The 20335-nt window shown below is 59.0% G+C and carries 15 protein-coding genes; 6 read left to right on the top strand and 9 right to left on the bottom strand.

The genetic code is table 11. The features are described from left to right. Positions 1-88: 88 nt before the first annotated feature. From OQV00_RS18190 to OQV00_RS18180, 3 genes are all read right to left on the bottom strand, one after another. Complete coding sequence (locus OQV00_RS18190) at positions 89-337, bottom strand: hypothetical protein (protein ID WP_071359255.1); 249 nt, start codon at positions 335-337, stop codon at positions 89-91. Between the two features lie 144 nt (positions 338-481). Beyond that, positions 482-2848, bottom strand: a complete 2367-nt coding sequence (locus tag OQV00_RS18185) for a glycoside hydrolase family 31 protein (RefSeq protein ID WP_266279193.1) — start codon at positions 2846-2848, stop codon at positions 482-484. Between the two features lie 14 nt (positions 2849-2862). After that, the gene (locus OQV00_RS18180) at positions 2863-4164 is read right to left on the bottom strand and encodes an MFS transporter (protein ID WP_015584831.1); all 1302 of its coding nucleotides are present in this window, start codon (positions 4162-4164) and stop codon (positions 2863-2865) included. A 284-nt stretch (positions 4165-4448) separates the two neighbouring features. Here OQV00_RS18180 and OQV00_RS18175 point away from each other — a divergent pair, with 284 nt between their 5' ends. Then, a complete protein-coding gene (locus OQV00_RS18175; protein ID WP_162098176.1) occupies positions 4449-5540 on the top strand; it encodes a LacI family DNA-binding transcriptional regulator in 1092 nt (363 codons plus the stop codon). Here the strand turns inward: OQV00_RS18175 and OQV00_RS18170 are convergent. The 6 genes from OQV00_RS18170 to moeA all read right to left on the bottom strand — a co-directional run bounded on the left by OQV00_RS18170 (position 5537) and on the right by moeA (position 13627). Continuing rightward, the gene (locus tag OQV00_RS18170; protein ID WP_064359918.1) at positions 5537-6802 is read right to left on the bottom strand and encodes a DUF1479 domain-containing protein; all 1266 of its coding nucleotides are present in this window, start codon (positions 6800-6802) and stop codon (positions 5537-5539) included. The genes OQV00_RS18175 and OQV00_RS18170 overlap by 4 nt on opposite strands. A gap of 146 nt (positions 6803-6948) precedes the next feature. Further along, positions 6949-7764 (bottom strand): Cof-type HAD-IIB family hydrolase, encoded by an 816-nt coding sequence (locus OQV00_RS18165; RefSeq protein WP_044348295.1) that lies wholly within the window; start codon positions 7762-7764, stop codon positions 6949-6951. Between the two features lie 382 nt (positions 7765-8146). Further along, on the bottom strand, positions 8147-10579 hold the full coding sequence (locus tag OQV00_RS18160; protein ID WP_266279191.1) for a formate C-acetyltransferase/glycerol dehydratase family glycyl radical enzyme: 2433 nt from the start codon (positions 10577-10579) through the stop codon (positions 8147-8149). Positions 10580-10583: 4 nt separating this feature from the next. Then, positions 10584-11483 (bottom strand): glycyl-radical enzyme activating protein, encoded by a 900-nt coding sequence (locus tag OQV00_RS18155; RefSeq protein WP_088884093.1) that lies wholly within the window; start codon positions 11481-11483, stop codon positions 10584-10586. Positions 11484-11636: 153 nt separating this feature from the next. After that, complete coding sequence (moeB, locus tag OQV00_RS18150; protein ID WP_266279189.1) at positions 11637-12392, bottom strand: molybdopterin-synthase adenylyltransferase MoeB; 756 nt, start codon at positions 12390-12392, stop codon at positions 11637-11639. Then, positions 12392-13627, bottom strand: a complete 1236-nt coding sequence (moeA, locus tag OQV00_RS18145; protein WP_064359920.1) for a molybdopterin molybdotransferase MoeA — start codon at positions 13625-13627, stop codon at positions 12392-12394. The genes moeB and moeA overlap by 1 nt, the downstream gene beginning before the upstream one ends. 279 nt (positions 13628-13906) lie before the next feature. Between moeA and iaaA the strand changes: the two genes are divergently transcribed. From iaaA to gsiD, 5 genes are all read left to right on the top strand, one after another. Continuing rightward, the gene (gene iaaA / locus OQV00_RS18140; protein ID WP_004859879.1) at positions 13907-14848 is read left to right on the top strand and encodes a beta-aspartyl-peptidase; all 942 of its coding nucleotides are present in this window, start codon (positions 13907-13909) and stop codon (positions 14846-14848) included. 11 nt (positions 14849-14859) lie between these two features. Further along, the gene (gsiA, locus tag OQV00_RS18135; RefSeq protein WP_032724625.1) at positions 14860-16716 is read left to right on the top strand and encodes a glutathione ABC transporter ATP-binding protein GsiA; all 1857 of its coding nucleotides are present in this window, start codon (positions 14860-14862) and stop codon (positions 16714-16716) included. Between the two features lie 37 nt (positions 16717-16753). Continuing rightward, positions 16754-18295: a glutathione ABC transporter substrate-binding protein GsiB gene (gsiB, locus tag OQV00_RS18130; RefSeq protein WP_004859883.1), complete on the top strand. Its 1542-nt coding sequence runs from the start codon at positions 16754-16756 to the stop codon at positions 18293-18295. Between the two features lie 106 nt (positions 18296-18401). Continuing rightward, entirely contained in the window at positions 18402-19322 is a 921-nt protein-coding gene (gene gsiC, locus OQV00_RS18125) for a glutathione ABC transporter permease GsiC (RefSeq protein ID WP_015584828.1), read from the top strand. Position 19323: 1 nt separating this feature from the next. Next, a complete protein-coding gene (gsiD, locus tag OQV00_RS18120; RefSeq protein WP_004859886.1) occupies positions 19324-20235 on the top strand; it encodes a glutathione ABC transporter permease GsiD in 912 nt (303 codons plus the stop codon). The last annotated feature ends 100 nt before the right edge of the window (positions 20236-20335 follow it).

The following is a 20335-nucleotide window of genomic DNA, read 5'->3' as shown; positions in this document are numbered from 1 at the left end:
GGGGGACGGCCGCCCGGCGGTACGACCTGATGAGCCGGACAGGTTCGCGACAGCGGCCGCCCGGCACCAACCGAAGAGGCAGGGCAAGTTAGTGGTGATGGACGGCGGCGGCAGGGGCCGGGAAACCGCGGGAGGTTGGCGCGGTACCGGTAAATGTCCCGGGGCTATAGGCCTGGGCGATCGCCGCATCGTTTTCATCAGCGGCAAAGCGGCTGATGGCGGTGGTTTTGGCCGCGGCGGAGGGCAGCGGCATTTCAGGAGAGGGTTTTTCCTGAAATGCCAGTGCGCTGGTGGAACATAACATCAGCCAGACAATAAGAGCGCTCGGTAGTTTCATCGTCAGAGGTCCGGATCCAGAGAAGGGGCACTCTTACGGTATAACCGACGCCTCAAAAACGCCACGCCGCCTTACAGTTATGGCGTAGTTAGTTACAGCTGGACATCAATTAGCGGCCCTTCCCGACAGGGAAGGGCTCCGGGACTACTTCAGACGCCATTCTCCGGCTTCTTCACCATTTATCAGCAGCTTGCGCTTTTCACCGGCGGGTAAAGTCACTTTCAGCGCATGCCAGGCCGGGCAATAACGGCCGCGATGGGTTAGCTGCAGGCGGATGGTGCTGGCGTCGCAGGCCATCTCCCACGTCAGCCACAGCGCATCATCCTCTTTATAGCCCCAGCTTTCGCCATCGTCCTCAAACAGCAGACCCTGCGACGACCCCACGCCTTTTAGCGGGTATAGCTTCAGCTCGCGCCGATCGTCTTTTGTCGCGCTGACGTGGGTGATGCGTTCGCTGAGCGGCAGGCCGGCTCCGGCGCGGACCAGCAGCGGCAGATGTTCCAGCGGCGCATCTCGCGTTATCCACTGGCCGCCGGAGAACCACTCCCCGCTATAAAAATCGTACCAGCCGGAGCAGTTTTCCGGCAGCCACACCCGGCGTTGACGCTGGTCCGGTTCGACGACGCTGGCGACCAGCAGATCGCGCCCCAGCAGGAAATCATCGCACTCTACAAAGGTTTGCGGATCGTGCTCATGATCGAGGAACGTCGGTCGCAACATTGGCTCATCGTCAGCGTGGGCCTGCCACAGGAGCGTATACAGATAGGGCAGCAGACGATAGCGCAGTTCAATCGCGCTGCGAATCGCCGGGGTCACGCCCGGATACATCCACGCCTCGTTGACCGTCTGGTCATCGTTCCATGAATGAATGGTAAAGCGCGGGTGCATCACGCCATTCTGCACCCAACGTACGAACAGCTCGGCATCCGGTTTATCACCGGAAAAACCGCCGACGTCGTGGCCCACGTTATATAAGCCGGATAAACTCATCCCCAGCCCCATGCGGGTGTTATAGCGCAGGGTCTCCCAGCTGGTACGGTTGTCGCCGCTCCAGGTCTGGACATAGCGCTGCATTCCGGCGCAGCCGGAACGGGAGATCAGATACGGTCGCTTGTGTGGCGCGAAACGCTGCTGGGCTTCCATTGAGGCGCGCATCATCAGCAGCGGCATCACCGGGCGAATATGCTTGATGGCGATGTTCTGGCCAAAGCCGTGACAGCGGGCCTCGCCATCCCAGACTTCAAATTCGTTATTATCATTCCAGGTGGAATCGATGCCCATCTCCAGCAGCTGGCGGGTAACGCCGTCCTGCCACCAGGCGACGGTTTGGGGATTCGTGAAGTCGAGGTGCGATCCTTCGTCATCCCAGAAGCTGGAACGTTCCGGTGCGTCGGTCTCCGAGTCGCGAATAAATAACCCCTTTTCCGCCACTTCGCTATAGCGCGGATGGTCCTGCAGCAGACAGGGTTTAATATTGGCCGCCAGCTTGATGCCGGCGTCATGGAAGCGCTGACTCATCACTTTCGGCTGCGGTACCTTGTCGTAGTTCCAGTTAAACACGTAGCGCTTGCCGTTGATCGAGGTGTAGCCGGAAGAGAGCTGAAAAGAGTCGCAGGGAATCGCATGCGCTTCACACAGACGGATAAAGTTCATCAGCTGATTTTGCGCATCCGGCGCGTCGGTGTAATGCATGGTGGAGCCGCTGTAGCCGAGACTCCACTTCGGCCCGAACAGCGTTTTGCCGGTCAGGCGAACAAACGCTTTGGTGACGTCCAGCGCCCGTCGGCCGGTGAACAGGTAGTAATCGATATCGCCCGCTTCCGCCTGCCAGCGGCGATAGGCGGTGTGGTAGTTATCAATTTCATTGCCCAGATCCAGCCAGCTGCTGCTCAGGTTATCGTAGAACAGGCCGTAGCTGATGTCGCTACGCTGGGTGAGGGTAAAGGGGATATGCTTGTACAGCGGGTCGGTACTGACGGCGTTATAGCCCATCGCATCGAGATTACGCATTTCATAGCGTTTACCGTTGCGCTGAAGATCGCCGGCCTTCTCGCCAAGGCCATAGAATCGTTCATCCTTGCGGCGGCTCAGATAGTGTGCCGCGCCGTCGCCGTGGGCGTTGAGCAGATAGGCGCTGGTGGGGCGGTCATTGACCAGCGGGAGCCATTCGCCGTCGTCATGACGATAGCTCCATTCCAGCCACAGCGGCTGGTGAACGGTGACGCGCAGCTGCCCGGTGGCGACCGTCAGGCTGTCAGCGCGTTGTTCAAGCGTCCACGCGGGCAGACTAAAGCCGCTCAGATCCTCGCGAGGACGTCCTTCCCACGGCACGTCCTGCTGCGGTGCAATGCTCCAGGTACGGTCCAGCGCCAGCTGACCTTTGCGCTTTAGCAGGACGCGGAACAGGTTCTCCTCCAGTACATACAGGCACAGCGTGTGCTGCCCGTCGATAGTTAACTCAACGTGATGAGCCAACCGTTGGTGCAATGTCCAGTGTTTCAGCGTTTTCATCTTTGTATCCACTCTCAGGCGCGTTTGGCGCGACGTTCAGCAATAAATGCCACCAGGAAGATGGCGCCAATCAGGTCAAAGAACCCCATGGCAATAAACAGCGGGTTGAAGCCAATTTTGTCGGCAGTTACCCCGATTAATAGCGAGAACAGGAAGCTGGCAATCCAGGCCGCGGAACCGCGCATCCCGTTGACGGTTGCCATCTGGCCTTTATCAAACGACTCCACCACCAGCGCGCTCAGCATGCAGGAGATGATCTGGTGGCCGAAGCCGCCGATGGAGATCAGCACGATGGTGATATAGGGGTCGCGGGTAATGGCAACGAGGGCCAGCGAAATCATCAAAAAGGCGCCGGTCACCGAACTGGCGACGACGGCGTTAACCCGGGTATAGCCGAACCAGCGGGTATACAGTCTGGTCAGATAGCCGCTGACGACGCTACCGAGGTCGGCGGCAAGAAACGGCAGCCAGGCGAACATGGCAATCTGTTTCAGATCCATGCCGTGCTCTTTAGCAAGGTACAGCGGGACCCAAAAGCTCAGCACGGCCCAGGCCGGTTCGGCCATGAACGCCGGAATCGCGATACCGTAAAAACGCTTGTTTTTCGAGACGGTTTTTAACGCGGTGAAGAACGGCAGCTTAACGGCCGGCGGCTCATTGTCCTGACGAATGAACGCCAGCTCGCTTTTGTCGAGGTTCGGGTGTTTTTCAGGGTTGTGATAAAGCGCCCACCACAGCACGACCCACAGCAGCGCCAGCACGCCGGTGAACATGAACGCGCCCTGCCAGCCGAAAGAGGCGTGGGCGAAGTAGATAATCGGCGGCGCCAGCATCGCGCCAATCGAGAAGCCGACGCCGGCCCAACCGGCGGCGATTGGACGTTCCGATTTCGGGAACCATTCGCCGATAGTTTTGGCGTTTGCCGGCGTGGCGGCGGCTTCCGCACCGCCCATAAAGAAGCGCAGGATGGCCAGGTGCAGCCAGCTACCGGCACCGGCATGAGCGATACAGGCAACGGCCCACAGGGTGGCGCAAATCATAAAGCCGAGCTTCAGGCCGATGACGTCGATAAGCCAGCCGCACAGCGGCTGGAAAAGGGTGTAGGCCAACTGAAAAGCGCCGACAATCCACGAATACTGTTCGGTGGTGATGCCGAGCGAGACCTTCAGCTCCGGGGCGATAATCCCCAGAGAGTTACGTGTGATGTAGTTGACGGTAACGCCGAGCAAAAAAAGGACCAGCATCCACCAGCGTAAATTTTTTATCACCCGCCGGGATTTGCTGGCGGCGATATCGTTGTTGAGGCCTTGACTCATAGAACTCTCCACGAGGTTTTTTTAATGTAGGGTAATGAGCGACTCGCACCACGAGTTGTCATACCGGTTCCTGTAATAGTTTGAATAATATTGTTTTATTTCTTCTTATATCCGGGTAACTAGTATGGAAGCTATCGGACCAATTCAGGTTAGGCGAGAAAATCGGCGGGCAGTAGCGTTATTTATGAAAGTTTTTTCATAAGATGATGAAATGCTCACTGAAGAGGCAAACATTTACTTGATAATCTGGCTTTGTCGATGATGAAAATTCTTTCATTTTGAAGATGGAGCTGGATCACAAAATGGATAAAAAGCTCAAAATAGCCGAGATCGCCAGCCGGACGGGGATGTCGGCGAGCACGGTTTCCAGAGTGCTGGCAGGAAAAGCGAACACCAGTGACAAGGCCCGGCGGGCCGTTCTGACGTGCGCGCGCGACATGGGGGTGCTGGAAGGCATTGCCGCCGGGCGTATGCTGCTCAACAGCCTGGTCGTCTTTGCGCCGCAGCGGGCGTTTGATGAGCGTTCTGATATCTATTACTACCGGGTCATTCAAAGTATCCACCATGCGCTGGCTGCTCATGAGGTGCGCCTGCGAACCTGCGCGCTGGAAGAGAATGACAGCGATGCCAATCAGTTCCTGGCCCGCATGAACGAACCGGAAACCGAAGCGGCGATCCTGCTGGGCATTGACGATCCGCATATTCACGATCTGGCGGTAGATCTGGCGAAACCCTGCGTGCTGATCAACTGCCGCGACGAAGCGATGCGCCTCTCTTCCATTGCGCCGGATCACCGGCTGATTGGCCAGTTTGCCGCGCAGTATCTGTTTGATATGGGCCATCGGGCGGTGCTGAATGTCATGTGCCTGCGGCGTTACACGATGGACCTGCGGCTGGCAGGTATCAAAGAGGCCTGGCGGATGCGCAACCTGCATTTTACCGATGGGCGTGACCTGCTTACGGTCGCCAGCTTTAGCGCCAGGGACAGCGAAGAGCGGGTAGGCGAATGGCTCGACGCGCGGGCAGGCAAATCGCTGCCAACGGCATTTTTGGTCGGCGGAGATTTTATGGTCGCCGGGACGGTGAGTGCGCTGCAAAAGCGCGGGCTGCGGGTGCCGCAGGATATTTCGGTGATGAGTATCGACGGTTTCAATCTGGCCGCCATTCAGGATGTGCCGCTGACCGCCGTTCACGTCCCGCGTGACGAGCTGGGTACGGAAGCGGTACATCTGCTTCAGCAGCGGTTGATTCGCCCGGATGCGCCGCGCGGCTCGCTGCTGCTGCACGGCACGCTGGTGGTACGGGATTCGGTAAGGCGGATACGTTCCGGTAACCGCCTTACCACGGTTGTGCAGGCAGGGCTCTACGACGACTAGACGGCGATACCCAGCGCCCGTTTACCATGAATATTGAGATCGTCCAGGGTAAAACGCTCCTGCCAGTCGGCCTCATAGTCTTCACGGGGGAAGTCCCCCGGCGAAGCGCCGTTTTCCAACGCCAGCTTGACCTTCTGCGCGTAGGCGAGGTTTTTCTCGCACATCGGGGCGGCGGGAATGTACATCACATTGCCCCAGCCCTGCTGGTTTTCCACCGGCGCCACCGAATGAATCACATCGCAGTGCCACCATACCGAATCGCCGGCATTGAGCGCCGGGATAGAGCTGAGCGCTTTGATCAGCAGCGGATGCCATTTCTCGGAAACCGGCAGTACTTTCCCCGGCGCCACGCCGCACAGCTCATCGTCCGGCACATCGTCCAGCAGCGGGCGCAACAGGATATACGCCATCGCCTCCGGAATCGGCACTACGTGCAGCAGCCCCTGATCGGGAATCATATCCGAGAGCGCGGTCCAGCCCTGGAAAGTCCGGAAGACGGAGCACTTGGTGGTGTTGTCGACGGTGTACTCTTCGACTTCAGTACGGTGCGCCGCATTCCACGGGTCATAGGCATCAAGATTGCCGTTGAAGACGTTGGCAAAGACGCGCTGATAGGCCGGCAGCAGCCAGCGCTCCAGCGCGCCGGAATCGGTGTGTGCGCCCAACCCTTTCGAGGTGGTTCCCGGCGGGCGACGGCGGATGCGATCCGGATAGATAACGCTCACGTCCGGGTCGAACCACTGCTTGCCGTCATGGTTAAAGGTCCACAGGCGGTTAAGGAAAGACTGCACGGCGGCCATCTCATCGCTCTGACGCGCCTGCATCTGTGCCTGTGACCAGTAAATCGGGTAAATCTCCGGGCGCGAAGCGTCAAGTGAGCCGAAGAAGGTGTCGCCAGGGCCTTTGTAGACATCGTCGAAATGGTTGCGATCGAGATATTCAAGCATCGCGTTATCCCAGGCCAGCGCTCGTTCGCGCGAGAAGTGACCTTTGATCACCGCACAGCCGCGGCGCTTAATGGCCTCGCGCTGGGCGTCGCTGACTTTCCCTTGCGCGATATCGCTGAACGGGATCACCGGCCAGACATCCTCGCCGCGGGCTTTCAACGCCTCAATCTCTTCCAGGCGGGCGCTAATCTTTGCGCTGAGGCGATCGAATACCGCCTGCACATCGCCGATTTGCGCGCGCAGATGCTGTTTCATTTGGCGAATCGCCGCTTTGTGGTCGGCGGGTAATGTTTCGTGGGTGTAGATAGCAGCCATGGTGACCTCACTCAGCTTTCAGCTTTCATTCGAAAGTATTAAATCTTACAAACGTTAATTTAAGTTAAATTAAAGTTAATGCAAGTTTAAAATTTAGAGGAGGTGCACAAAATGGAAAAAACCGGGGCAGGGGCCCCGGTCAGCGGTCAGCAGGAGAAGGGAGGCGTCTTATCGAGAACGGCCTGAATGACCTTCAGCGCGCCGTGATGGTTGTTGTCGTCAGTCGTGTAATCGGCGATAGCTTTGATGCTTTCAGCGGCGTTGCCCATGGCGAATGCGTATTTCACCAGCTTCAGCATTTCCGCATCGTTGCCGCTGTCGCCGATGGCGACGCACTCCTGCGGCGAGAGCTGCCAGCGTTTGAGCAGGCGGCTGATGCCGTTCGCTTTGTGCAGCCCGGGAATAATTAAATCAACGAAGCCGAAACCGCTGGTCACGGGCTTCATGATGCCATCGAGTGAAACGTGCAGTTTATCGATAAGCTGCGGGATATCGCTATCCGGCAGATTGAGCGAGAATTTGAACAGGGTGTCGTTAATGTTCTGATAATCGCTGATTCGCTGCAGGCGATGATAGTGTTTTGACATCAGGGCGACGAACGCGTCGGGGGCGTTGTCGCTGACGTAGGCGCTCTCCAGACCGCAGGCGACGAAGTTCAGCTGGCGGTCTTTCAGCAGCTCGCCAATCACCACCTGGGATTCATGGCGGGTCAGCTCGCCGTGGAACAGCTGTTGGCCGTGTTCGTACACCAGCGCACCGTTCTCGGCGACAAAAGAGATCTGCTCGCGAATTTCCGGGAAAAAAGAGATCAGCTGATAGTACTGGTTGCCGCTGGCGACAACAAATTCAATACCCTGCTGCTGAAGTTGCGCGAACTGCGCGAGAAAACGCGGGCGATCGTACTGCTTGGCGTCATTGAGAAAAGTTCCGTCCATATCGGTGACGATAACTTTAACGGTCATAACAAATGCTCCTGGCTAACTTCGACCAGTAACATTCTAATTACAATGTGACCTGAAGCACAAATTTATTTCGAATGAAACTTCATCCGCCTCGTTGCGCTCCAGATAGGTGGGTTGACTCCGCTAGCGGCTGACAATGTACGGGAGAAAATCCCCGGGTTGCGGCGCTCACGTCTGACCCGGGCTACTGGCGCGCAAATGGCCGTGAATCCGTAGCCCGGCTCAGCGCAGCGCCAGCTGGGGCTTTTCTTACAGCGTAGGCCCGGTACGGGCAATGAACTCGTCTCCGGGTTGCGGCGCTCACGTCTGACCCGGGCTACCAGCCAGCAAATGGCCGTGAATCCGTAGCCCGGCTCAGCGCAGCGCCAGCCGGGGCTTTTACTTACAGCGTATGCTCGGTACGGGCGATGATATCGTCCTGGGCATCCGGCGACAGGGCGGTAAAGAACGCCGAGTATCCCGCCACGCGGACCACTAAATCACGATACTGGTCAGGGTGCTTCTTCGCTTCCAGCAGCGTCTCCCGCGACACGATGTTGTACTGAATATGCCAGCCTTTATGCACTTCGAAGAAGGTACGCAGCAGCACCATCAGTTTCTGCTTATCGGACTCGTTCTCCAGCGTCGCCGGGTTCAGCTTCTGGTTTAGCAGCACGCCTCCGAGAATCGAACCGGTCGGCAGTTTGCCGACGGAGCTGATGACCGCCGTTGGCCCCAGATGGTCAGTCCCGGAAGCCGGGCTGGCACCTTCCGCCAGCGGTGAGTGCGCTTTACGTCCGTCCGGCGTGGCCATGGTCTGGGCGCCAAACGGCACGTTAGCAGAGATGGACGAGGTACCGGCGTAGTAGTTACCGCCGATTGGACCGCGGCCGTAGCGCGGGTTGTGGTACTGCTTCAGCTCATCGATATAGGTCTGGTACGCGCGCGCCAGCAGGGTATCCACGCTGTCATCATCGTTACCATACTTCGGTGCGCCGTTGATTAAACGCTGACGCAACTGCTCGTGGGTCAGGCCTTCAAAGTCTTCCGCCAGCGCTTTCGCCAGCTGCTGCTGACCGATTGCCCCCTGCTCAAACACCAGCTTTTTCACGGCGACCAGGCTGTTGCCGAGGTTGGCGATCCCGACCTGCAGTCCGGATACCCAATCGTATTTGGCGCCGCCTTGTTTAATGCTCTTCGCCCGCTCGATGCAGTCATCCACCAGCGCCGAGCACAGAATGTCATGGACGTTCTCTTCCAGCATGGTATCGACGACGTACTCAATCTCGATCGATTTACGCGTGTAGTAGCGAATCTGGGTATCCCAGTCTTCCAGCACCTGCTCGAAGCGGGTGAAGTTGCCTTTCGACAGCGCGTGTTCCTGCGGCAGGAACACCTGACCGCTGGTAGCATCGCGGCCACCTTCCAGGGTGGCGAGCATTACGCGGGCGAAGTTGATAAAGCTCATCCCGGTACAGCGATAGCCCCACTTGCCGCCGACGGCGGTTTCGATGCAGCCGATGGCCGCGTAGTCGTAGGCATCCTGCGGTTCGATACCGAGTTTGATGAATTCCGGAATAACGATTTCGTCGTTATTAAACGCCGGCATCCCGAAGCCGCAGCGAATGACCTGTACGCAGGCGTCAAGGAAGTCATTACTCATACCGGCGTGGTAGCGCACGCTGAGGTTCGGCTGGGTGGAGCGCAGACGGCCGCAGGATTCGAGAATCGCATAGGAGAGCGGATTCACCGCATCCTGCGCGTTGCCGTCCACCAGGTTCTGGCCGCCGATCGTCACGTTCTGATATAGCGGGCTGCCTGCGGAGGCTTTCGAGTGCGAGCCGGAGCGGATTTTGTTCACTTCCAGCAGCTTCAGCCAGCAGCTATGCAGCAGTTCAATCGCTTGTTCACGCGCCAGCGATTGCTGCAGCTCGACGTCGCGACGGTAGTATGGATAGAGGTACTGGTCCATACGGCCGAAGGAAACCGAGTGGCCGTTGGATTCAATTTGCAAAATCAACTGGATGAAGTAGCACAGCTGCAGCGCCTGCCAGAACGTTTTTGGCGGTTCATGGGCGATGAGGTCGCAGTTTTCGGCGATGGCCAGCAGCTCGTCCCGGCGCGTTTCGCGTGTCTCGGCGGCAGCCATGGTACGGGCCAGTTCGGCAAAGCGTTGGCAGTGTTCGCTCACCGCTTCCAGCACGATATCAATGGCTTTGAGGAACTGCTCACCGTGCAAATCTTCCAGCACCGTAAGGTTGATGCGTGAACGGCGTTCGGCTACTTTGGCGCGCATGCCGTCGAGGCCTTTTTCCAGCAGCAGCGGATAGTTGACCGCCAGGTGGGCGTCGCCGGAGGTCATATTGCCTTCCGCTTTAATAATGCCGGTGGCCAGCAGCGCTTTTTGTTCATTGGTAAACATCCCGTAGCAGCGATCCTGAACGGTCTGTCCACGCCACCACGGGCAGATCTCATGCAGCACCCGCTTGTTCTCTTCGCTGACGGCGAAACCGGCTCCCGGACGATCGGCCAGATCATCGATCTCTTTTTCAATCCAGCTGACGGTATATTCCGGGAAGATCGGCGCGGCGCGGACTTCGCTTGCCTGGTTGCCGACGATCAGCTCGTCGTGTTTGATCCAGATAGTCCGCTCCGCCAGGTGATGGGCCAGCGCCAGCGCGCGACGTACCGGGATCGGCTTATCCAGATGCTGTTGATAAGCGGCGGTGTAATGCTGCGCGCGCTCGGTGCATACCGGCGGCTTAACGATATGAACCAGCGCCATTTTATGCGCCTGAATGCGAGCGCTCAGCGTATCCAGTTTCAGGGTAGTCATGAGTTTATCCTCGTAAAGTAGCCGTTAAACCTTTGCTCTGAGCATAGTGCTGCGCGAAGGCGAGCAGCTCGGGTGCAGCAAGCGGTTTGTCCGGAGCGGTATAGGGCTGACTGAGTAACTGATATTTGTTCATTCCCAGCGTGTGGTACGGCAGGAAGTGAATCTCCTCGACCTTCAGACGGTCGGCGGCAAAATCGGTGATGGCGGTAATGGCGGCTTCATCGGCATTAAATCCCTGAATCAGCGGGACGCGGATGATAATTTTTTTCCCGGCCTGCGCAACGCGTTGCAGGTTATCCAGCACCCGGCGAGCGCTGCCGTCCGTCCATTGGTTGAAAATCGCTTCGTTCACGTGCTTAAGGTCGGCGAGAAACAGATCTACCCACGGCAGCGAAGGCGCAACATATTTCCACGGCACGTGCAGACAGGTTTCGACGGCGGTGTGAATACCGGCTTCATGACTGGCCTGAAACAGCTGCTGCGCCAGCTCAGGATTCATAAACGGCTCACCGCCTGAGAGGGTAACTCCGCCGCCGCTGCGATCGTAGAATGGTTTATCCCGCAGTACCGTGGCCATAATCTCCTCCACAGGCTTCTCTTCGCCGCAGACGGTGAGTGCGGTGGTCGGACAGCATTCGCGCAGCCGCGCATAGTGGTCGTCGGTGAGCTTTTCACGATGGATAATCAGGCCATCCAGCTTGCGGGTTATCACCTCCGGCGCCACCTGCTGGCACAAATCGCAGCCGTCGAGACACAGACGAGCGTCATACAGCAGATCCGCGGTGCGGGAACGACTTTCCGGATTCTGACACCAGCGGCAACCCAGCGAGCAGCCTTTAAGGAATACGACGGTGCGAATCCCCGGGCCGTCGTGGGTTGAATAGCGCTGAATGTTGAAGATCATGTTGAGCCCTCTCTTTGCATATGAAGATTAAATTACTTTCGAATGAAAGTTACATTGATGCAAATCAACAAGCAGAACGGATACGATCGGGGAGAAGAGGGAAAGGTGTAGCGGGTCACAGATTATCCGGCGACGGTCGCCGCCGGTGGGGGGTTAGTGGCTTGCGCATACCTCGCACTGCGGATTACGCGGCAGCTTCATCTCACGAAACTGACAGGTCATTGCGTCGTACATGACGATTTTGCCTGCCGCCGGCGTGCCGTAGCGGCTGAGCACTTTAATCGCTTCCATCGCCTGTAACGCGCCGATGACACCCACCAGCGGCGCCATCACGCCCGCCTCAACGCAGGTGAGGGCGTTGTCGCCGAAAAGACGGCTCAGACAGCGATAGCACGGCTCACCCTCCTGCCAGGTAAAAACGCTGATCTGACCTTCCATGCGAATCGCCGCGCCGGAAACCAGCGGCGTTTTGTGCCGGAAACAGCCCGCGTTAAGCTGGTTGCGGATAGCGACGTTATCGGTACAGTCGAGCACCAGATCGTGGGCGGCGATCTGCGCCCGCAAGGCTTCCTCTTTCAGCACCGCATTCAGCGTCGTGAGCTGAACGTGCGGGTTGATGCGTGCCAGCGCGTCGCGCGCGGAGTCGACCTTCGGTTGGCCGAGGGTCGCATCGCTGTGCAGCGTCTGACGCTGCAGATTGGAGAGCGACACGGTGTCGAAATCCAGCAGCGTGAGCTGACCGATGCCCGCCGCCGCCAGATACTGCGCGGCCGCGCAGCCGAGCCCGCCCAGGCCAACCACCAGCACCCGGGAGGCTTTCAACTGCTCCTGACCGTCAAAGTCGAAACCGCGCAGGATGATTTGACGGTTGTAGCGCAGCATCTCCTCATCGCTCAGTTCAACCGCCATTACAGCCCCCCGAACAGATGGTTAAAGGGCTCGACTTCAACCCACTCACCCGCTTCAACGGCGCCGCGCTCGCGTTCGAGAACGATAAAACAGTTGCCGAGACTGAAAGAGCTGAAGATGTGCGACCCCTGATGACCGGTCGATTCAACCACCAGCTCACCGTCCGGATTGCGTCGCAGCACGCCGCGCTGGAAGTCGAGACGGCCCGGTGATTTCTTTAGCCGCGTAGCGGCGCGAACGCGCAGGCGCATCGGCTGCGCCTGGCCGCCGTTGCCCCCCAGTTTTGCCAGCAGCGGCTGCACCAGCTGATAGAAGGTGAGGGTGGCGGAAACCGGATTACCTGGCAGGCCGCAGAACCAGCTGTTATTCAGTTTTCCGAAGGCAAAAGGTTTACCCGGCTTGATGGCCAGCTTCCAGAAGCCGATTTCACCCAGCTCTTCGAGTATCTCTTTGGTGTAGTCCGCTTCCCCGACGGAGACGCCGCCGGAGCTGATGACTACATCGGCCTGCCGGTCGGCCTCGATAAACGCCTCGCGCAGTCGATCCGGATCGTCGGGAATAATGCCAAGGTTAATCACCTCGCAGCCCAGCTGCTCAAGCATCAGGTGAACGGCGAGGCGGTTGGTATCGTAAATTTGCCCGTCGCCCAGCGGCTGGCCCGGCAGCTGCAGTTCATCCCCGGTCGAGAAGACCGCGACGCGCACTTTGCGCACCACCGCAACTTGCGCAATCCCCAGCGAAGCGAGCACCGGCAGTTCGGCGACGGTAAGCGGGGTTCCTGCCGGGAAGACCACGGCACCATCGGCGATATCTTCCCCACGGCGGCGAATGTTCTGCCCGGCTTTGACCGGCGCGATGAAGCGGATGCCCTCTTCGGTCTGCTCCGTCTCTTCCTGCATCACCACCGCGTCGCAGCCTGGCGGGACGGGTGCGCCGGTCATGATGCGAATACAGCTTCCGGCAGGCCAGGCATCGTGGAACGGCTGTCCGGCGAACGCTTTACCCGCCACCGGCAGCGCCGTGCCGTCGGCGAGGTCGGCCAGGCGTACGGCATAACCGTCCATCGCCGAGTTATCAAAACCCGGGACGTCCAGCGGTGAAATGAGATCATGGGCGGTTACGCGCGAAAAGGCCTGCAACAGCGGGACGGTTTCCACCGCGCTGAGCGGTGTAATTCGATTGAGCATCTGAGTCAGGGCTGTGTCGAGCGGCATCAGTCCGGCGGTAAAATCCATGGGGGTCTCCTGCGGGCAAAACATCGAAAACACCTATTATGACAGAAAAGCGCTGGCGGCTATATGCCACCACGGTACAGGGTTTACACCGCACTCCGCGCTTTCTATATTCAAAAATTGTATAGGACAGTCAGCACGATAATGATATTTATACACAAAATCATCCTGAATACAGCGGGGCAGCAGGGGAATACACCTGGAAAAGAGCGGGTTATCCGTCGCCTGTCAGGAGCGGTTTGCAGGATGTATCAAGACACTTTATCGGTAAAGGATCGCTGAATGGGCAAGGCGGTGATAGCAATTCATGGCGGGGCGGGGGCGATTACGCGTTCCGCCCTGACGCCGGAACGTGAACGACAATACGTGGCGGCGCTTTCAGCGATCGTCGATAGCGGGCAAAAAATGCTGGCGGCAGGTGCCAGCGCGCTGGATACGGTGACGGAAGCGGTGCGGCTGCTTGAGGAGTGTCCGCTGTTTAACGCGGGTATCGGATCGGTCTTTACCCGCGATGCAACCCATGAACTGGATGCCTGCCTCATGGACGGCAACCGGCTGCAGGCCGGGGCGGTTGCCGGAGTGAAACATTTGCGTAATCCGGTGTTGGCCGCGCGTCTGGTGCTGGAACAAAGCCCGCACGTGCTGCTGATTGGTGAAGGGGCGGAAGCCTTTGCCGTTTCTCATGGCATGGAACGGGTCGAGAACCATCTGTTTTCGACCACCGAGCGTTTACTCCAGCTACAACAGGCCCAGGCCGACGATGAAATCGTGCTCGATCATCGCCCCGCGCCGCTCGATGAGCGCCATAAGATGGGGACCGTCGGGGCGGTAGCGCGGGATTTGGCCGGTAATCTGGCGGCGGCGACCTCGACCGGCGGCATGACCAATAAGCTCCCCGGGCGCGTCGGTGACAGCCCGTTGCCGGGGGCCGGCTGCTATGCCAATAACGCCAGCGTCGCGGTCTCCTGCACCGGAACCGGCGAAGTGTTTATGCGCACGCTCGCGGCCTACGATATTGCGGCGTTGATGGAGTATGGCAATCTCAGCCTGTATGAGGCCTGTGAGCGGGTGGTGATGGAAAAACTGCCGGCGCTCGGCGGCAGCGGCGGCCTGATTGCCATCGACAGAGAAGGCAACGTGGTTCTGCCGTTTAACAGCGAAGGCATGTATCGGGCCTGGTGCTATGCCGGGGATACGCCGACGATTGGTATTTATCGGGAATAAGGGGAAGCAGGTTGCCGCATAGTCAAGAAATCGACGCCGATGATGTTCTGGTGGTACGCGATCTGAACGTGGCGTTTCGCCAGCAGCAGGAGACGTTTTCCGCGGTGCGTCAGCTGTCGTTTACCCTGCGGCGGGGCGAAACGTTAGCCATTGTCGGCGAATCGGGTTCAGGAAAATCCGTGACCGCGCTGGCGCTGATGCGCCTGCTCGATCGGGCGGTAAGCGAGGTCAGCAGCGAAGCGCTGTGGCTGCGCCGTCGCAACCGTCAGGTCGTCTCCCTGAGCGAGCAGTCCGCCGCGGGGATGCGCAGCGTGCGCGGGGCGGACATGGCGATGATTTTCCAGGAGCCGATGACCTCGCTAAACCCGGTATTTACTATCGGAGAGCAGATTGCCGAGTCTATTCGTTTGCACCAGGGGCTGGGGCATGATGCGGCGCTGCGCGAAGCGAAGAAAATGCTCGATCAGGTCAGGATCCCCGAGGCGGAAACGGTGCTCTCGCGCTATCCCCATCAGCTTTCCGGTGGGATGCGTCAGCGGGTGATGATCGCGATGGCGCTCTCCTGTCGTCCTGCGGTTCTGATTGCCGATGAGCCCACCACGGCGCTGGATGTGACAATTCAGGCACAGATTCTTCAGCTCATTGCCGTGCTGCAAAAAGAGATGGCGATGGGGGTGATCTTTATTACTCACGATATGGGGGTGGTCGCCGATATCGCCGATCGGGTACTGGTGATGTACCGCGGAGAAGCGGTGGAGAGCGGCACGGTGGAGGAGATCTTCCGCGCGCCGCAGCACCCCTACACCCGGGCGCTGCTGGCCGCGGTCCCGCGGCTCGGGTCGATGCGCGGTAGCGATCTGCCGCGTCATTTTCCGTTATTACAGCAAGCTGCGCCTGACGAGGGCGAGCAGAATACCGTCGTCGCCGGCGAGCCGATTCTTAAAGTGCGCGATCTGGTGGCGCGCTTCCCGCTGCGCAGCGGCATTCTGAATCGCGTCACCCGCGAAGTTCATGCGGTGGAGAAGGTGAGTTTTGACCTGTGGCCAGGAGAGACCCTCTCTTTGGTCGGCGAGTCCGGCTGCGGGAAGTCAACGACCGGCCGGGCTCTGCTCCGGCTGGTGGCGACGCAGGGCGGCACCATCGTCTTTAACGGCGAGCGGATTGATACGCTGGCAAACAGCAAACTTCAGGCGCTGCGCCGCGATATCCAGTTTATTTTCCAGGATCCGTTTGCGTCGCTCGACCCGCGACAAACCGTGGGTTATTCGATCATGGAGCCGCTGCGCGTACACGGCATGCTGGAGGGGGACGCGGCCCGCGCGCGCGTCGCCTGGCTGCTGGAGCGAGTCGGTTTGCAGCCGGAACATGCCTGGCGCTATCCGCACGAGTTTTCCGGCGGCCAGCGCCAGCGTATTTGCATCGCCCGCGCGCTGGCGCTCAATCCGAAAGTGGTGATTGCCGACGAGGCCGTGTCAGCGCTGGATGTTTCCATCCGCGCGCAGATTATTAATCTGATGCTCGATTTACAGCGCGAAATGGGCATCGCATTCCTGTTTATTTCACACGATATGGCGGTGGTTGAACGCATCAGTCATCGCGTGGCGGTGATGTATCGTGGGCGAATTGTCGAGATAGGCCCGCGGCGCGCCGTGTTTGAAAACCCGCAGCACCCTTATACCCGTAAATTGATGGCCGCCGTACCGGTTGCCGACCCGACGCATCGTCATCCGCAGCGCGTACTGCTCTCTGACGAACTGCCGGGCAATATCTATAAGCGGGGCACCGAGGTTAGCAGCATGCCGTTACAACAGGTGGGGCCGGGCCATTTTGTCGCCAGGGAACCCGTCGCCGACGTGCTGGGAAGATAACAACGACACCAACAGTACAGCCTTTCAGGAGAACAACATGACACAACGTGTATTACGCAAAGGGTTGCTGGCGCTGGTCGTCACGTCAGCGCTGGCGGCAGGCCCGGCTTTTGCCGCGAAAGATGTGGTCGTCGCGGTCGGCTCTAACTTCACGACCCTCGACCCGTATGATGCCAATGACACCCTGTCCCAGGCCGTCGCCAAATCGTTCTATCAAGGGCTGTTTGGTCTGGATAAAGAGATGAAGCTGCAAAATGTGCTGGCGGAGAGTTACACCATCTCGCCGGACGGACTGGTTTACACCATCAAACTCCATGCCGGGGTGAAGTTCCAGGATGGCACCGACTTTAATGCCGAGGCGGTGAAGGCCAACCTCGATCGCGCCAGCAATCCTGATAATCATCTCAAGCGCTACAACCTGTATAAAAATATCGCCAGTACTGAAGCGCTCGATCCGACGACGGTAAAAATTACCCTGAAGCAGCCGTTCTCCGCGTTCATCAATATCCTGGCCCACCCGGCCACGGCGATGATCTCTCCGGCGGCGCTGAAAAAGTACGGCAAAGAGATCGGCTTCCATCCGGTGGGAACCGGGCCGTATAAGCTGGACACCTGGAATCAGACCGATTTCGTGAAGGTGACGAAGTTTACCGGCTACTGGCAGCCAGGCTTGCCGAAGCTCGACTCGATCACCTGGCGTCCGGTGGTGGATAACAACACTCGTGCGGCGATGCTGCAAACCGGCGAAGCGCAGTTCGCATTCCCCATCCCTTATGAACAGGCACCGCTGCTGGAAAAAAACAGCAAGCTGGAGCTGGTGGCCAGCCCGTCGATCATGCAGCGTTACATCAGCATGAACGTGACGCAAAAACCGTTCGATAACCCGAAAGTACGTGAAGCGATCAACTACGCCATCAACCGCCAGGCGCTGGTCAAAGTGGCGTTCGCCGGCTATGCGACACCGGCCACCGGCGTCGTACCGCCGTCTATTGCCTATGCCGAAAGCTTTAAGCCGTGGCCGTACGATCCGGCGAAAGCCCGCGAGCTGCTGAAAGAGGCCGGTTTCCCTAACGGTTTCAGCACCACGCTGTGGTCATCGCATAACCACAGTACCGCGCAGAAAGTGCTGCAGTTCACCCAGCAGCAGCTGGCGCAGGTGGGCATTAAGGCCCAGCTGACGGCGATGGATGCCGGCCAGCGTGCGGCGGAAGTCGAGGGTAAAGGGCAGAAAGAGAGCGGAGTACGCATGTTCTACACCGGCTGGTCGGCTTCAACCGGCGAAGCTGACTGGGCGCTGTCGCCGCTGTTTGCTTCGCAAAACTGGCCGCCGACCCTGTTCAACACCGCGTTTTATGGCAATCCGCAGGTGGATAAAGATCTGACGGATGCGCTGAAAACCACCGATGTGAAGGAAAAAACGCGGCTCTATAAAGAGGCGCAGGAGACTATCTGGAAAGAGTCCCCGTGGGTGCCGCTGGTGGTGGAAAAACTGGTCTCAGCGCACAGCAAAAATCTGACCGGTTTCTATATCCAGCCGGATACCGGGTTCAGCTTCGAGCAGGCGGATTTAAGCCAGTGATGGAAGGGACTTTGACCCTCTCCCGCAGCGGGAGAGGAAGGTGGCGCGAGGGGCTCTGCTCTTCATTCGCGCCCGAGGGCGACAGGGATACCAGCAAGGGGGGACGATGCTCAATTATGTGATTAAGCGTCTGCTGGGGCTGATTCCCACGCTGCTGATTGTGGCGGTGCTGGTATTCCTGTTCGTGCATATGTTGCCTGGCGATCCGGCGCGGCTGATTGCCGGACCTGAGGCCGACGCGCAGGTGGTGGCGATGGTGCGCCAGCAGCTGGGGCTCGACCAGCCGCTGCATGTCCAGTTCTGGCACTATATCACCAGCGTATTGCAGGGCGATTTCGGCACCTCGATGGCGTCACGCCGTCCGGTCAGCAGTGAAATAGCCAGCCGCTTTATGCCGACGTTGTGGCTGACTCTGGCCAGCATGAGCTGGGCGGTGATCTTCGGCATGGCGGCGGGCATTGTGGCGGCCGTGTGGCGCAATCGCTGGCCTGATCGCCTGGGGATGGCGCTGGCGGTGACCGGTATTTCGTTTCCGGCTTTTGCGCTCGGTATGCTGCTGATGCAGGTCTTCTCGGTGGAGCTGGGCTGGCTGCCGACGGTGGGCGCCGACAGCTGGCGGCACTATATTTTGCCTTCCCTGACGCTGGGGGCGGCGGTCGCGGCGGTGATGGCGCGTTTTACCCGCGCCTCTTTTGTCGATGTTCTGCATGAAGATTACATGCGCACGGCGCGCGCCAAAGGGGTCAGTGAGACCCGGGTGGTGCTGAAACACGGTCTGCGCAACGCCATGATCCCGGTGGTGACCATGATGGGACTACAGTTCGGTTTTTTGCTCGGTGGGTCGATCGTGGTCGAGAAGGTCTTTAACTGGCCAGGTCTTGGACGGCTGCTGGTGGATTCGGTGGAGATGCGCGACTATCCGGTCATTCAGGCGGAAGTCCTCCTCTTTTCGCTGGAATTTATTCTTATCAATTTAGTGGTGGATGTTCTGTACGCCGCCATTAACCCGGCTATCAGGTACAAGTAAGGTGCGATTGCTCAACTGGAGAAGACAGGCGGCTATTAACGCCATGCCGGGAGTTAAGCCCGGACAAATACGCACGCCGTGGCGTGAGTTCTGGCGGCGATTTCGTCGTCAGCCGGTGGCGATGGGCGCCGGTGTATTTGTCCTGCTGCTGATTGCAGTTGCTCTCGCGGCGCCGTGGATAGCGCCGTTCGATGCGGAAAACTATTTTGATTACGACCGGCTCAACGACGGTCCGTCGATGATGCACTGGTTCGGGGTGGATTCGCTCGGGCGCGATATCTTTAGCCGGGTGTTGGTGGGGGCGCAGATTTCGCTGGCCGCCGGCGTGCTGGCGGTGCTGATTGGCGCGGCGATCGGTACCGTGCTCGGTCTGCTGGCCGGGTATTATGAAGGCTGGTGGGATCGCATCATCATGCGCATCTGCGACGTGCTGTTCGCCTTCCCGGGGATCCTGCTGGCGATTGCCGTGGTAGCGGTGATGGGCAGCGGGATGTCGAACGTGATCATTGCGGTGGCGATCTTTTCGATCCCGGCATTTGCCCGCCTGGTGCGCGGTAACACCCTGGTGCTCAAGCAGCAGACCTTTATTGAATCGGCGCGCAGCATCGGCGCCAGCGATACGACGATTCTGTTCAGCCATATTCTGCCCGGAACGGTCTCGTCGATCGTGGTCTATTTCACCATGCGTATCGGGGTATCGATTATCTCCGCTGCCAGCCTCTCTTTCCTGGGACTCGGGGCGCAGCCCCCGACCCCGGAATGGGGGGCAATGCTCAATGAAGCGCGGGCGGATATGGTGATGGCGCCGCACGTGGCGCTGTTCCCGGCGATTGCGATTTTCCTGACGGTGCTGGCGTTTAACCTGCTGGGAGACGGCCTGCGCGATGCGCTGGATCCGAAGATAAAGGGGTAGGGGCTATTCCCCGGTGGCGCTGTCGCTAACCGGGGCTACGATTGGTGCGGATGAGTGCAGTTTTGTAGCCCGGATCAGGCGCGTTAGCGCCGCAATCCGG

This window comes from Klebsiella sp. DY2415, assembly GCF_026314315.1.
GTDB classification, from domain to species: domain Bacteria; phylum Pseudomonadota; class Gammaproteobacteria; order Enterobacterales; family Enterobacteriaceae; genus Klebsiella; species Klebsiella ornithinolytica.
The sequence above is the reverse complement of the archived record's forward strand: the minus strand, read 5'-3'. Positions and strand labels throughout refer to the sequence as shown.

Bases quoted from the DNA above. Each gene is read 5' to 3' on its own strand.
- OQV00_RS18170 (WP_064359918.1), bottom strand. From the start codon at position 6,802: ATGGCTGCTATCTACACCCACGAAACATTACCCGCCGACCACAAAGCG.
- OQV00_RS18185 (WP_266279193.1), bottom strand. From the start codon at position 2,848: ATGAAAACGCTGAAACACTGGACATTGCACCAACGGTTGGCTCATCAC.
- moeA (WP_064359920.1), bottom strand. From the start codon at position 13,627: ATGGATTTTACCGCCGGACTGATGCCGCTCGACACAGCCCTGACTCAG.
- gsiC (WP_015584828.1), top strand. From the start codon at position 18,402: ATGCTCAATTATGTGATTAAGCGTCTGCTGGGGCTGATTCCCACGCTG.
- moeB (WP_266279189.1), bottom strand. From the start codon at position 12,392: ATGGCGGTTGAACTGAGCGATGAGGAGATGCTGCGCTACAACCGTCAA.
- OQV00_RS18190 (WP_071359255.1), bottom strand. From the start codon at position 337: ATGAAACTACCGAGCGCTCTTATTGTCTGGCTGATGTTATGTTCCACC.
- OQV00_RS18155 (WP_088884093.1), bottom strand. From the start codon at position 11,483: ATGATCTTCAACATTCAGCGCTATTCAACCCACGACGGCCCGGGGATT.
- iaaA (WP_004859879.1), top strand. From the start codon at position 13,907: ATGGGCAAGGCGGTGATAGCAATTCATGGCGGGGCGGGGGCGATTACG.
- OQV00_RS18160 (WP_266279191.1), bottom strand. From the start codon at position 10,579: ATGACTACCCTGAAACTGGATACGCTGAGCGCTCGCATTCAGGCGCAT.
- OQV00_RS18165 (WP_044348295.1), bottom strand. From the start codon at position 7,764: ATGACCGTTAAAGTTATCGTCACCGATATGGACGGAACTTTTCTCAAT.
- OQV00_RS18175 (WP_162098176.1), top strand. From the start codon at position 4,449: ATGGAGCTGGATCACAAAATGGATAAAAAGCTCAAAATAGCCGAGATC.
- OQV00_RS18180 (WP_015584831.1), bottom strand. From the start codon at position 4,164: ATGAGTCAAGGCCTCAACAACGATATCGCCGCCAGCAAATCCCGGCGG.
- gsiB (WP_004859883.1), top strand. From the start codon at position 16,754: ATGACACAACGTGTATTACGCAAAGGGTTGCTGGCGCTGGTCGTCACG.